The sequence below is a fragment of the Azoarcus sp. PA01 genome, from assembly GCA_001274695.2.
Taxonomy (GTDB): Bacteria; Pseudomonadota; Gammaproteobacteria; order Burkholderiales; family Rhodocyclaceae; genus Aromatoleum.
This window is the reverse complement of record LARU01000004.1, coordinates 1202657-1215056: the sequence shown is the minus strand read 5'-3', so window position 1 is coordinate 1215056 and position 12400 is coordinate 1202657. Positions and strand designations below refer to the sequence as shown.

At 66.9% G+C, this 12400-nt stretch carries 15 protein-coding genes; 11 read left to right on the top strand and 4 right to left on the bottom strand.

From position 1 onward, the window contains the following. The first annotated feature begins 10 nt into the window (after positions 1-10). The 11 genes from flgC to PA01_17845 all read left to right on the top strand — a co-directional run bounded on the left by flgC (position 11) and on the right by PA01_17845 (position 9949). Complete coding sequence (gene flgC, locus PA01_17895; GenBank protein ID KON80261.1) at positions 11-415, top strand: flagellar basal body rod protein FlgC; 405 nt, start codon at positions 11-13, stop codon at positions 413-415. A 19-nt stretch (positions 416-434) separates the two neighbouring features. Beyond that, the gene (locus tag PA01_17890; protein KON80260.1) at positions 435-1112 is read left to right on the top strand and encodes a flagellar hook assembly protein FlgD; all 678 of its coding nucleotides are present in this window, start codon (positions 435-437) and stop codon (positions 1110-1112) included. A gap of 25 nt (positions 1113-1137) precedes the next feature. Then, positions 1138-2418, top strand: a complete 1281-nt coding sequence (gene flgE, locus PA01_17885) for a flagellar hook protein FlgE (GenBank protein KON80259.1) — start codon at positions 1138-1140, stop codon at positions 2416-2418. 58 nt (positions 2419-2476) lie between these two features. Beyond that, positions 2477-3217 carry a flagellar basal-body rod protein FlgF gene (gene flgF / locus PA01_17880; GenBank protein KON80258.1) on the top strand — a complete coding sequence of 247 codons (741 nt, stop codon included), beginning with the start codon at positions 2477-2479 and terminating at the stop codon, positions 3215-3217. 137 nt (positions 3218-3354) lie between these two features. Continuing rightward, entirely contained in the window at positions 3355-4137 is a 783-nt protein-coding gene (gene flgG, locus PA01_17875; protein KON80257.1) for a flagellar basal-body rod protein FlgG, read from the top strand. Between the two features lie 38 nt (positions 4138-4175). Further along, on the top strand, positions 4176-4823 hold the full coding sequence (locus PA01_17870; GenBank protein ID KON80430.1) for a flagellar basal body L-ring protein FlgH: 648 nt from the start codon (positions 4176-4178) through the stop codon (positions 4821-4823). 18 nt (positions 4824-4841) lie between these two features. After that, the gene (locus PA01_17865; protein ID KON80429.2) at positions 4842-5978 is read left to right on the top strand and encodes a flagellar basal body P-ring protein FlgI; all 1137 of its coding nucleotides are present in this window, start codon (positions 4842-4844) and stop codon (positions 5976-5978) included. 2 nt (positions 5979-5980) lie between these two features. Further along, the gene (gene flgJ, locus PA01_17860) at positions 5981-6961 is read left to right on the top strand and encodes a flagellar assembly peptidoglycan hydrolase FlgJ (protein KON80256.1); all 981 of its coding nucleotides are present in this window, start codon (positions 5981-5983) and stop codon (positions 6959-6961) included. Positions 6962-7160: 199 nt separating this feature from the next. Then, positions 7161-8582, top strand: coding sequence for a flagellar hook-associated protein FlgK (flgK, locus tag PA01_17855; protein KON80255.1), 1422 nt, complete (start codon positions 7161-7163; stop codon positions 8580-8582). A 14-nt stretch (positions 8583-8596) separates the two neighbouring features. After that, positions 8597-9496: a flagellar hook-associated protein FlgL gene (gene flgL, locus PA01_17850; protein ID KON80254.1), complete on the top strand. Its 900-nt coding sequence runs from the start codon at positions 8597-8599 to the stop codon at positions 9494-9496. Positions 9497-9502: 6 nt separating this feature from the next. Next, on the top strand, positions 9503-9949 hold the full coding sequence (locus PA01_17845; protein KON80253.1) for a hypothetical protein: 447 nt from the start codon (positions 9503-9505) through the stop codon (positions 9947-9949). Positions 9950-9962: 13 nt separating this feature from the next. Here the strand turns inward: PA01_17845 and fliR are convergent, their stop codons facing one another. The 4 genes from fliR to fliO all read right to left on the bottom strand — a co-directional run bounded on the left by fliR (position 9963) and on the right by fliO (position 12347). Further along, positions 9963-10742 (bottom strand): flagellar biosynthetic protein FliR, encoded by a 780-nt coding sequence (gene fliR / locus PA01_17840; GenBank protein KON80252.1) that lies wholly within the window; start codon positions 10740-10742, stop codon positions 9963-9965. A 142-nt stretch (positions 10743-10884) separates the two neighbouring features. Beyond that, the gene (fliQ, locus tag PA01_17835; protein ID KON80251.1) at positions 10885-11154 is read right to left on the bottom strand and encodes a flagellar biosynthesis protein FliQ; all 270 of its coding nucleotides are present in this window, start codon (positions 11152-11154) and stop codon (positions 10885-10887) included. A gap of 16 nt (positions 11155-11170) precedes the next feature. Next, the gene (gene fliP / locus PA01_17830) at positions 11171-11935 is read right to left on the bottom strand and encodes a flagellar type III secretion system pore protein FliP (GenBank protein KON80250.1); all 765 of its coding nucleotides are present in this window, start codon (positions 11933-11935) and stop codon (positions 11171-11173) included. After that, the gene (fliO, locus tag PA01_17825) at positions 11925-12347 is read right to left on the bottom strand and encodes a flagellar biosynthetic protein FliO (GenBank protein ID KON80428.2); all 423 of its coding nucleotides are present in this window, start codon (positions 12345-12347) and stop codon (positions 11925-11927) included. Before fliO ends, fliP begins: the two co-directional genes overlap by 11 nt. Between the last annotated feature and the right edge of the window lie 53 nt (positions 12348-12400).

Genomic DNA, 12400 nt, shown 5'->3' with positions numbered 1-12400 from the left:
TAGGCAGGTCATGAGCATGTTGAACGTCTTCTCGATCGCGGGCTCCGCGCTGCATGCGCAGTCCGCACGCCTCAACGCGACCGCGTCGAACCTCGCGAACGCCGACAGCGTCGCCGGCCCCGATGGCCAGCCCTACCGCGCCAAGCAGGTGGTGTTTACGGCGACGCCGACGGCCGGGCCGGGCGCAGTGGGAGTGCAGGTCACGGAGGTCGTCGAGAGCGGGGCGGCGGGACGCCTCACGTACGACCCTGGCAATCCCGCGGCGAACCCCGAAGGCTACGTCGAGATGTCGAACGTGAACGTCGTCGAGGAGATGACCAACATGATCTCGGCTTCGCGCGCCTACCAGACCAACGCCGAAGTCATGAACACGGCGAAAACCCTGATGCAGCGCACGCTGGCGATCGGCCAGTGAGCGGGCGACCGGAGCGATCATGACAACTGTCAATAGCGCGGCTTCCTCGGCGGCCGATGCCGTGATGTCGACGCTCGCGCGCAACAGCGCCGCACCCGAAAAATCCGACGAGCTCAGCCAGACCCGTTTCCTGAAGCTGCTGACCACGCAGCTCAAGAACCAGGATCCGATGAACCCGCTCGACAATGCGCAGGTGACTTCGCAACTGGCGCAGATCAGCACCGTCGACGGCATCGAGCGGCTCAACACGATGCTCGGCCAGATCATGGAAGGCCAGCAGTCCTCCGAAGCGATGCAGGCGGCCGCTCTCGTCGGCCGCGGCGTGCTGGTGCCGGGCAAGGGCCTGACGCTGACCGAAGCCGGCGCGGTCGGCGGCTTCTCGCTCGATGCTCCGGCCGACAAGGTCACGATGAGCATAAAGGATGCGAACGGTCTCGAAGTCGCGAACGTCGCGCTCGGCGCGTTCGACGCCGGCACGCACAACTTCCAGTGGGACGGCGCAGCGGCCAACGGCACCCGCGCGGCGAACGGCAAATACACCGTGAGCATCGCCGCGACTGCCGGCGACGACACCGCGGCGGCCGAATCGCTTGAGTTCGGCGCGGTGTCGAGCGTCGTGCGCGGACCGAAAAGCACCGATCTGCAGATAGGCGATCTGGGCATCTTCAGGATGTCCGAGATCCGGCAGATTCTCTGATTTCCGAACTCCGAGGGACAGGATCATGGCATTCCAGCAGGGATTGAGCGGCCTCGCCTCCGCGTCGAAGGCGCTCGACGTCGTCAGCAACAACGTCGCGAACGCGAACACGGTGGGCTTCAAGACCGGGGCGGCGCAGTTTGCGGACGTCTTTGCCTCGTCGCTGTCGGGAGCGTCCGGGGGAACGCAGGTCGGCATCGGCACCCGAATCGCGAAAGTCGCTCAAAGCTTCACCCAAGGCAACATCACCGTCACCAACAACCCGCTCGACATGGCGATCAGCGGCGACGGCTTCTTCCGCCTGGTTTCGCCGGACGGGACCGGAGCGCCGGTCTATTCGAGAAACGGACAGTTCAACGTCGATCGCGACGGCTACGTCGTGAACGCGCAGGGCTTTCGCCTGACCGGTTTCGGCATCAGCGAAACGGGGCAGGCCGGCACGATCGGCGAACTGAACCTCGGGGCCGGCGCGGCATTGGGCGAGCCGAAAATGACCACCGAAGCCTCGTGGACACTGAACCTCGATTCGCGCATGGACGCGCCCTCTCCGGTGGGCGGTAGCATCGACGAAGTCGATCTCGACGCCGAGCCGCCGGTTCCGCTGAAAGCGACGATGTACAACTCCACGACGACCACCAACATCTACGACTCGCTCGGAAATGCGCACACGCTCGCTCTTTACTTCGTCCAAGACGACGCTGCGGGCCAGTGGAAGGTGTACCGTTCGGTCGATGGGGCGACGCCGGAGAGCGCCGGCACGTTGTCGTTTACCGCGAGCGGCCGGCTGGAAAATGAAGCCACCGATGCGGACGTCGGAGTGTTCGACTTGTCGCTGGATTTCTCCGACAGTGGTGCCCAGGCCGACCAGGCTGTCCGCCTGAACTTTCGCGGCAGCAGCCAGTACGGCGACGCTTTCGGCGTCAACAGCATCGGGCAGGACGGGTACCGCCCGGGCGAATTGTCCGGGATCTCGGTTTCCAAGGACGGCCTCATCCGCGCGAGCTACAGCAACGGCGAAAGCCGCGATCTCGGTCAGGTCGCGCTGGCCAGTTTCGACAACCGCAACGGCCTGCAACCCCTCGGCGGAAACCTGTGGGCCGCGACGCGCGACAGCGGAGACGAGCGCATCGGCGCGCCGGGCGACACGAACCTCGGGCTGTTGACGCCGGGTGCGGTCGAAGAGTCGAACGTCGACCTCACGAGCGAACTCGTGCAGCTGATCGTGCAGCAGCGCGCCTACCAGGCGAACGCCCAGTCCGTGCAGGCGCAGAACACGATCCTGCAGACCCTCGTCAACCTCGGATGAGCATCGCTGAAACGCCCCTCGGCGCTGCCGGGCACGGGCAAACGAAGGGGAAAGGCGCATGGACCGTCTGATCTACACCGCGATGAGCGGCGCGAAACACACCATCGGCCAGCAGGCTGCGGTGTCGCACAACCTCGCGAACGCGACGACGACCGGCTTTCGCGCCGAACTGCACAAGCTGCGTGCGGTGCCGATGCAAGGCGAGGGCCTGCCGACGCGCGCGTTCGTCATCGATGCGAGCGTCGCGACGAACTTCGAGGCCGGGCCGCTGCAGCAGACCGGGCGCGCGTTCGACGTCGCAGTCGAAGGCAAGGGCTGGCTCGCGGTGCAACTGCCCGATGGCTCCGAAGGCTATACGCGCAACGGCAGCCTGGAAGTCAGCCCGAACGGCGTGCTGCAGACGCGAGGCGGCCTGCCGGTGCTCGGCGACGGCGGTCCGATCACGATTCCGCCCGACAACGAAGTGCTGATCGGCAAGGACGGCACGATTTCGGCGATGCGCGGCGGCGGCGCGCAGAACGTCGTCAATAACCTCGGCCAGCTGAAGCTCGTCAATCCGCCGGAGACTTCGCTCGTGCGCGGCGACGACGGGCTGTTCCGGCTGCGCGACGGCGGCGCCGCGCCTCGCGACGAGGCCGTGCAGGTCGCCGGCGGCTACCTCGAAGGCAGCAACGTCAGCGTCGTCGATCAGATGGTGTCGATGATCGCGTTGGCACGCCAGTTCGACATGCAGACCAAGATGCTGCAGACCGCGCAGCAGAACGACCAGGCGGCAGCGCAGGTGCTCGCGGCCCGCTGAGCGGGGGCGGCCGCGCGACGGAATTAGCGGGTCTTTTGGGCGGGTGTTCCGGCGATTGAAGCCGCCGGTCACCGCCTAGACTGGTCCGGACACTTGCAGGCAGCCTCCCTGCCTGCCCAGGAAAGGGACTCAGCATCATGATTCGTTCATTGTGGATCGCCCGCACCGGCCTCGAGGCCCAGCAGACGCAGCTGGATGTGATCTCCAACAACCTCGCGAACGTCTCGACGAACGGCTACAAGCGCTCGCGCGCGATCTTCGAGGATCTGCTGTACCAGACGATCCGCCAGCCCGGCGCACAGAACACGCAGCAGAACCAGATCGGCAGCGGCCTGCAGCTCGGCACCGGCGTGCGGCCGGTCGCGACCGAGCGCATCCACACCCAGGGCAACCTGCAGCAGACCGGCAATGCGATGGACATGGGCGTGCAGGGAGCCGGTTTCTTCCAGGTGACGCTGCCCGACGGCACACCCGGGTACACGCGCGACGGCGCGTTCCAGCTCGACGCGCAGGGCCAGATGGTCACCGCCAGCGGCTATCCGCTCGAACCGGCGATCATCATCCCGAACGACGCGCAGTCGGTGACGATCGGCAAGGATGGCACGGTCAGCGTACTGCAAGCCGGACAGGCGACGCCTACGGTCGTCGGCAACATCCAGCTCGCGACTTTCGTCAATCCGGGCGGACTGTCGAGCGCCGGCGAGAACCTGTTCCTCGAGACCGCATCGAGCGGCGTCGCGACGCCGAATGCGCCGGGGACGAACGGCGCCGGAGTCATCAATCAGCAGTATGTCGAAACCTCGAACGTCAACGTCGCCGAGGAACTCGTCAGCATGATCGCGACGCAGCGCGCATACGAACTGAATTCGCGCGCGATCCAGACTTCCGACCAGATGCTCGGGCGGCTGACGCAGCTGTGACCGCATGCGCGACGAAGGCCGCGCGCCTTTTTCCGGCAATGTTTGCCGCGCTGCTGTCGGGCTGCGCATCGATCTATTCGACGCCGCCGACGGCGGTGCATCAGCCGATGACCGCGCGGCCGGAAGCGCGCGGGCAGGTCGTTCCGGCAACGGGCGCGATCTTCCAGGCGGCGCAGGCGCGGCCGCTGTTCGAGGACCGTCGCGCGCGGCTCGTCGGCGACACGCTGACGATCAACCTCGTCGAACGCAACGCCGCGCAGAAAGCGGCGAACAGCAACGCGACGCGCGGCTCGAGCGTCGAAGGCGGCATCACGGCGGCCTCAAAGGTGCCATTCGCGGGGCTCGCGGGCATGAATGTCGAGGCGGGCGTCGACTCCGAGTTCTCGGGCGAAGGCGCATCGAAGGCGAACAACCAGTTCAACGGCACGATCACCGTCACCGTCATCGAGGTGTATCCGAACGGCAACCTGCTGGTGTCGGGCGAAAAACAGGTCGCGATCAACCAGGGGAACGAGTTCATCCGCTTTTCCGGCATCGTCAACCCGATCACGGTCACCGCGGCGAACACCGTGCAGTCGACGCAGGTCGCCGACGCGCGGATCGAATACAAGGGCAGCGGCTATATCGACGAGGCGAACACGATGGGATGGATGCAGCGCTTCTTCAACATCGTGCTGCCGTTCTGACCGCCGTCCGGAGAATGAATGATGTTTCGCGATGATGCGCAGAAGACTCCGGCCCAGCTGTTCCGCATCGCGGCGTGCGCGCTCGGCCTGCTGCTCGGTTGCGGCGGGGTGGCAGCTGAGCGGCTGAAGGATCTCGCGTCAGTCGCCGGCGTGCGCGACAACCAGCTCGTAGGCTACGGCCTCGTCGTCGGCCTAGATGGCAGCGGCGACCAGACGACGCAGACGCCGTTCACGGTGCAGAGCATCATCAACATGCTCGGCAACATGGGGGTCCAGCTGCCGCCGGGGACGAGCCTGCAGCTGAAGAACGTCGCCGCGGTAATGGTCACGACGAGCCTGCCGCCGTTCGCGCGTCCCGGCCAGCAGATCGACATCACCGTGTCGTCGATCGGCAACGCGAAAAGCCTGCGCGGCGGCACGCTGGTGATGACGCCGCTGAAAGGGGCCGACGGCCAGATCTACGCGATGGCGCAGGGCAACCTGCTGGTCGGCGGCGCAGGCGCGTCGGCGGCCGGCTCGTCGCAGACGATCAACCACCTGTCGGCGGGCCGCGTGCCGGGCGGCGCGACCGTCGAGCGCGCGGTGCCGACGATGCTCGGGCAGGGCGAATTCGTGCTGTTCGAACTCAACGACAACGACTTCGGCACCGCGCGGCGCGTCGTCGATGCGATCAACCTCGCGACCTCCGCCGGCACTGCGCAGGCGCTTGACGGGCGCAGCATCCAGGTGCGCGCGCCGCTCGACGTCTCGGACCGCGTCGGCTTCCTCGGCAAGCTCGAGAATCTCGATGTCACTCCAGTGCAGCAGGCGGCGAAAGTCATCGTCAATTCGCGCACCGGCTCGGTCGTCATGAACCAGGGCGTGACGTTGCAGAACGTCGCGGTCGCTCATGGCAACCTCACCGTGACGATCGATGTCGACACCGCCGTCAGCCAGCCCGCGCCGTTCTCGCGCGGCGAGACCGTCATCACGCAGCGCGGCACTGTCGACATCCAGCAGGACCAGGGCAGCCTGCACCACGTGCGTGCCAGCGCGAGCCTGGCCGACGTCGTCAAGGCGCTCAATGCGCTCGGCGCGACGCCGATGGACCTCGTCAGCATCCTGCAGGCGATGAAGGCGGCGGGATCATTGCGCGCCGAACTCGAGGTGATCTGAGGATGGCCATCCCGGCGCAGATCAACGCGATCGACCCGAATGCCCTCGCCGACCTGAAGCGCCTGTCGCGCGACGACAATTCGCCCGCGGCGCTGCGCGCGACCGCCAAACAGTTCGAGGCGCTGTTCCTGCAGATGGTGTTGAAGTCGATGCGCGATGCGGTGCCGTCCGAAGGGATGTTCAACAGCGACCAGACGCGGCTTTTTCAGGCGATGCAGGATCAGCAGACGGCGATGAACATGGCGCAGGGCCGCGGCACCGGGCTTGCCGACGTAATCTTTCGCCAGCTCGGCGGCGAAGCGCTGGAGAAATCGGCTGCGGCGCACGACGCTGGCGCCGCGGGCGCGCCGCCCGTGCCGCCGCGCACGGCAATCCTTGCCGCACGCGCCCACGTGCCGGCAATCGCCGCCGCGCCAGACGTTGCGGACCCCAGGCTGCCCTCGGCAGACGACGCGCCTGCGCCGGGCACGGAAGCGCAGGCTCGTGCCGCGTCCGGCGCGCGTGACGTGCCGAACGGCGCCGGCGAGTTTGTCGACCGCGTGTGGCCGCACGCCGGCAGCGCGAGCCGCGCCACCGGCATCCCGGCGCATTTCATGGTCGCGCAGGCGGCGCTCGAAACCGGCTGGGGGCGGGGCGAACTGCGCCGCGCCGACGGCACGCCGAGCTTCAACCTGTTCAACATCAAGGCCGGGGCGGACTGGAAGGGCGCGGTCGTCGAAGTGCCGGTCACCGAGTATGCGAATGGCCGGGCGTACACCGAGAACGCGCGCTTTCGCGCCTACGGCTCGTATGCCGACGCGTTCCGCGATTACGCGAACCTGCTGCGCAATAGCCCGCGCTACGCTGCGGTGCTCGGGCAGACCGACGCCGCCGGCTTCGCCCGCAGCCTGCAGCACGCCGGCTACGCGACCGATCCGATGTACGCCGACAAGCTGACGCGGATCATCGGCGGCAACACGCTGCGCACGGCGCTCGCCGGCTGACCCCGGCGACTGCAGCGTGGCAAAAGTCTTGCTTGTTAGCCCGGCAGGCAAATACCGTTCGGGCTGTGCCCTTCGACAAGCTCAGGACAGGCTTGTCGAAGCCCTGCCAATGCCCTTCGACAGGGTCAGGGCGAACGGTTCTAGTTAATTGCCGCCTTAATTGAGATTCATCGAGCGCAGCACGAAAAAGGAAACGAGCATGGCCGGACTCCTCAGCATCGGTCTGACAGGCATCAACAGTTCGCAAGCGAACCTGTTGACGACCAGCCACAACATCACCAACGCCAACACGCCCGGCTACAACCGCCAGACGGCGATCATCACGACGAACGATCCGCAGTTCAGCGGCGCGGGTTTCTTCGGTCAGGGCTCGAAAGTCGATGCCGTGCGGCGCCAGTACGACCAGTTCCTGGGCCAGCAGGTGCTCAATGCGTCGGCGCGCAAGGAAGAGCTTTCCGCATACGACGCGCAGCTCGGCCAGCTCGACAACCTGCTCGCCGATCCGTCGGCAGGCCTCGCGCCGGCGCTGTCCGATTTCTTCAAGGGCGTGCAGGACGTCGCGACCAACCCGGCGAGCATCGCGGCGCGCCAGGCGCTGATCTCGTCGGGTGAAATGCTCGCGTCGCGCTTCAACGCGCTCGACACCCGGCTCGGCGAAATCAATAGCCTCACCGAAGGGCAGATCGCCGGCGCGGTCGAGTCGATCGATGCGTACGCGCGCCAGATCGCCGACATGAACCGGCAGATCGGCGCCGTGCAGGTTGCCGGACCTTCGGTCCAGGCGAACGACCTGCTCGACCAGCGCAACATGCTCGTCGCCGAGCTCAACAAGCTCGTCAAGGTCAGCACGGTGACCGAGCGGGACGGCTCGCTCAGCGTGTTCGTCGGCAGCGGCCAGGCGCTCGTCGTCGGCACCACCGCTTCGGAACTCGCCGTCAAGCCTGATCCGTCCGACCCGCTGCACAGCACGATCGAGCTCACGACAGCGGGCGGCGGCGCAGTGCCGCTGCCGGATTCGCTGTTCACCGGCGGGCAGCTCGGCGGCCTGCTGAAGTTCCGCAGCGAAGCGCTCGACCCCGCGCGCGACAAACTCGACCAGATCGCTTTCGATTTCGCGAGCGCGTTCAATACCCAGCACGGGATGGGCCGCGCCCTGAACGGGGATGCGAGGGGCGCGTTTTTCGCGCTGCCGAGGGAAGTGTCCGGGGCGGCAGGCGCGCTGCGGGTGGCGATCTCGGATCCGCACACCATTGCTGCTGCCGCCGCCGCTTCAGGCTCCGAGCCCGTCGGCCGTTCGGACAACCGCAATGCGCTCGCGCTGGCGGCGCTGCAGACCGCCAAATCGGTCGTAACGGTTGGCTCGGGGACGGCGACCGTCGGGTCGGCGTATTCCCAGCTTGTCAGCTCGGTCGGCAACCAGGCGCGCGAAGTGCAGATCGGGCTGAAAGCCCAGCAAGCGCAGCTCGACCAGGCCACTGCGGCGCAGCAAGCGCTTTCCGGCGTCAATCTCGACGAAGAGGCGGCCAACCTGATCCGTTACCAGCAGTCCTACCAGGCGGCGGCGCGCGTGATGTCGGTTGCGGGCACGCTCTTCGACGAAATCCTCTCGATCGCGCGCTGAGCCGGAGTAACACCATGAGAATTTCCACGAGCATGATCTTCGACTCCGGCCGCGACGCGATGCTGCGGCAGAGCGCGGATTTGCTGCATACGCAGCAGCAGCTGTCGACCGGCAAGCGCGTGCTGAGGCCGTCCGACGACCCGATCGCGGCGGCGCGCGCGCTCGAGGTTTCGCAGAGCAAAAGCGTCAACGAGCAGTTCCGGACGAACCAGGGCTATGCGAACGACGCGCTCGCGTCGCTCGAAAGCAGCCTGGGCAGCATCGGCGACATCCTCACCTACATCCGCACGCGGGCAATCCAGGCCGGCAATGCGGCGCTGTCGCCGACCGAGCACGAGGCGATCGCAGTCGATATCGAGGCGCAGTTCAACGCGCTGGTCGGCATCGCGAACAGCAAGGACGGCACCGGCGAATACCGCTTTGCCGGCTATCAGTCGGGGACTGAGCCGTTCCCTGCTGACCTTGCTTACGCGGGCGACGACCAAGCACGCAGCATCCAGGTTGCGGCGTCGCGGACGATGCCGGTCGGGGTGCCGGGCAGCGAAGTGTTCCAGGTCGAGGGAAATCAATCCCGGACGTTCGAGTCGATTTCCAGCTTCATCAACAGCTTGCGCAATCCGCCGCCGGGCGGCGTTTCCGGAATCGTCGCAAACGCGATCGACGGCATGGATGCCGCGCTCGACAAGGTGAACACGATCCGCGCGTCGGTCGGTTCGCGCATGGTCGAACTCGACGCGCTGGCGGACATGTCGGCGACGCAGGACGTGCAGTATGCCGAGACGCTGTCGCGGCTGCAGGACCTCGACTATGCCGAGGCGATCTCGCGGTTCTCGAAGCAGCAGGCGATCCTCGAGGCCGCACAGCAGTCGTATGTCCGCACGACCGGCTTGTCGCTGTTCGACCTGCTGCGCTGAGCGACCGTGTCGTTCCGCCGCGTCGCGCTGTGCCTGATTCTCCCGCTCGCCGGCGGCTGCCTCGCGTTGCCGCTGCCGCGTCATGCGGGCGCCGACACGGCGGGCGAAAGCGCATCGCTGCCGCGCCTGAACGACGCCGATTACCCCCCGCCGCCTGCGGTCGCGTATCTGCCCCACGACCCGCAGTCGCCTGCATGGGACGTGGGCGTCGTGCGGCTCGACGCCGAGCGGGTGCGCTTCGACCTGCGGATGAAGTCGCTCGTCACCGGCGGCGAAGGCGAAGCGCGGCAGGTGTTCGTGCGCGCTGCGCAGCGCATCGCGGACGCCGGAGGGTTTGCCGGGTTCGAAGTGGTGCGCTACGAGGAGAGCGTCGAATCGAGCTGGCCGTTCGCGCAGCGCACCGCAGTCGGCGAAGTGCGGCTCGTGCGCTCGCGCATCTGGCCGGCGATGTAGCGGCGCCGGCCGCTCAGCCGAACGCGCGGAACAGCTCGTTGATCGCGCCAAAGCCACGTTCGAAAAGGCTTTGCAGCACCGGCGCGAGCGTGTCGAGGCTCAGCAGCAGGACGAGGAAGCCGACCGACAGCGTCACCGGAAAGCCGACGGCGAACAGGTTGAGCTGCGGCGCAGCGCGCGTCAGCACGCCGAGCGCGGTGTTCGTGATCAACAGCGCCGCGACCATCGGCAGCGCCATCATCAGCCCGGACGCGAACATCACTGCGGCGTAGCGCACGATCAGCAGCCAGCCGTCCGCTTTCGGCACCGCTCCGACCGGCAGCCACTCGAAGCTCGCGACGACCCCCTGGATCAGCATCAGGTGGCCGTCGAGCGCGACGAACACCAGCAGCGCGACCAGGCCGAGAAATTCCGCGATTACCGACGTCTGCGCGCCGCTCTGCGGGCTGAAGAACACGGCGAACGACAGGCCCATCTGCAGGCCGATCATCTCGCCGGCGACGTCGACCGCGGCGAACACCAGCCGCATCACGAAGCCCGTCGCGATGCCGATGAACGCCTGCTGCGCGAATATCGCGAGCTGCTCCATCGAGCCACCGGGAACGGGAGGCATCGGCGGCAGCGCCGGCAGCACCGCCATCGCGATCGCGAGGCCGACGGCGAGGCGGACTCTCACCGGCACCATGCGGTTGCCGAACAGCGGCGCCGCCGACACGAGCCCGAGCAGGCGCGCGAGCGGGAACATCAGCGTCGCGATCCACGCGTCGAGCTGGGCCGCGGTGATGCTCAGCATGGAAAACGCACTAGTAGTCGGTTCCAGAAAAATCATTCCACTGAATCCGTTCGGCCTGAGCTTGTCGAAGGCCAGTTGCGGCAACGCAATTGCGGTTCGACAGGCTCACCGCGAACGGTAACTGGTTTGCTGGAACGGACTACTAGCCGATCAGCGTCGGGATCGATTCGAACAGCCGGCGGGTGAAATCGGTGATCAGCGCGATCATCCAGTGCCCGGCGACGACCATCGTCGCAAACACGGCGACGAGCTTCGGCACGAAGGTCAGCGTCATCTCGTTGATCTGCGTCGCGGCCTGGAAGACGCTGACGATGAGGCCGGTGACGAGCGCAGCGAGAAACAGCGGCGCCGCCATCAGCAGCGTGATTTCGACGGCCTGGCGGCCGATATCGACGACGATGCCCGGAGTCATGGCGTGCCTGTGCGGGTTAGGGAGCGAAACTCTGGACCAGCGAGCCGATCAACAGCGTCCAGCCGTCGACCAGCACGAACAGCATGATCTTGAACGGCAGCGACACGATCACCGGCGACATCATCATCATGCCCATCGACATCAGCACCGACGCGACGACCATGTCGATGATCAGGAACGGAATGAAGACGACGAAGCCGATCTGGAACGCGGTCTTGAGTTCCGACGTGACGAAGGCCGGCACGACGACGCGCATCGGCAGGTCCTCGGCCTTTTCGACCGGCTGAGTCTTCGACAGCCGCGCAAACAGCGCGAGGTCGGGCTCGCGCACCTGTTTCAGCATGAACGCCTTGACCGGCACCGTGCCGCGCTCGAGCGCCTCGTCGAAGCCGATCGTGCCTTGCGACATCGGCACGTAGGCGTCGGCATGGACCCGCTCGACGACCGGCGACATGACGAAGAAAGTGAGGAACAGCGCGAGGCCGAGCAGCACCTGGTTCGGCGGCGAGGTCTGCGTTCCCATCGCGGTGCGCAGCAGCGCGAACACGATGATGATGCGCGTGAAACTCGTCATCATCAGCACGACCGCGGGCAGAAAGCTCAGCGAAGTCAGCAGCAGCAGCGTCTGCACGCTCAGGCTGTAGGTCGTGCCGCCCCCAGGAGCGGGCGTGCCGGTGATCGCGGGCAGCCCCTGCGCTGCGGCGGTCAGCGGCGCGAGGACCAGCAGCGCCACGAGGCTGCGAGTGAGGGCGGGGACGAACATCGGGCGTTCAGCGCGCATCGTTGCGGCGCTCCATCGCGCGCCGCAGCCAGCCGGGAAAGTCCCCGGAAGTCGGTGCGGGCGGCTCGGCAAGCGCTGCGTCGGCAAGCTCGGCGGCCGCGACGGTATGCAAGGTGCGAACGTTCGATGCGGTGACGCCAAGCACCAGCACCTGCCCCGCGATTTCGACGAGGACGACGCGTTCGCGCGGCCCGACCGCGACTGCGCCGAGCACTTTCAGGCCGGCCGCCGCCCCGCGGGGCGCCGACAGGCGCTTGAGCAGCCATAGGCTGGCGAGCAGCAGCCCGATGACGATCGCCAGGCCGAAAAGGGTCTGTCCGAGGCTCCCGGCAAAGTCGGGGCTTGCGTCCGCAGCCTGCAGCGAAGGGGCGGCGGTCGACAGGAAAAAGGGAAGGATGCTGCGTGCGTTCACGACCTGCTCGACGGCTGTGCGGATGGATGGACTTTAAGCGCCGCGCCAGCGCC

What these genes read in the sequence shown, in the direction of transcription:
- flgC (KON80261.1), top strand. Translation starts at nt 11, where the DNA reads ATGAGCATGTTGAACGTCTTCTCGATCGCGGGCTCCGCGCTGCATGCG.
- PA01_17890 (KON80260.1), top strand. Translation starts at nt 435, where the DNA reads ATGACAACTGTCAATAGCGCGGCTTCCTCGGCGGCCGATGCCGTGATG.
- flgE (KON80259.1), top strand. Translation starts at nt 1,138, where the DNA reads ATGGCATTCCAGCAGGGATTGAGCGGCCTCGCCTCCGCGTCGAAGGCG.
- flgF (KON80258.1), top strand. Translation starts at nt 2,477, where the DNA reads ATGGACCGTCTGATCTACACCGCGATGAGCGGCGCGAAACACACCATC.
- flgG (KON80257.1), top strand. Translation starts at nt 3,355, where the DNA reads ATGATTCGTTCATTGTGGATCGCCCGCACCGGCCTCGAGGCCCAGCAG.
- PA01_17870 (KON80430.1), top strand. Translation starts at nt 4,176, where the DNA reads ATGTTTGCCGCGCTGCTGTCGGGCTGCGCATCGATCTATTCGACGCCG.
- PA01_17865 (KON80429.2), top strand. Translation starts at nt 4,842, where the DNA reads ATGATGTTTCGCGATGATGCGCAGAAGACTCCGGCCCAGCTGTTCCGC.
- flgJ (KON80256.1), top strand. Translation starts at nt 5,981, where the DNA reads ATGGCCATCCCGGCGCAGATCAACGCGATCGACCCGAATGCCCTCGCC.
- flgK (KON80255.1), top strand. Translation starts at nt 7,161, where the DNA reads ATGGCCGGACTCCTCAGCATCGGTCTGACAGGCATCAACAGTTCGCAA.
- flgL (KON80254.1), top strand. Translation starts at nt 8,597, where the DNA reads ATGAGAATTTCCACGAGCATGATCTTCGACTCCGGCCGCGACGCGATG.
- fliR (KON80252.1), bottom strand. Translation starts at nt 10,742, where the DNA reads ATGCTGAGCATCACCGCGGCCCAGCTCGACGCGTGGATCGCGACGCTG.
- fliQ (KON80251.1), bottom strand. Translation starts at nt 11,154, where the DNA reads ATGACTCCGGGCATCGTCGTCGATATCGGCCGCCAGGCCGTCGAAATC.
- fliP (KON80250.1), bottom strand. Translation starts at nt 11,935, where the DNA reads ATGCGCGCTGAACGCCCGATGTTCGTCCCCGCCCTCACTCGCAGCCTC.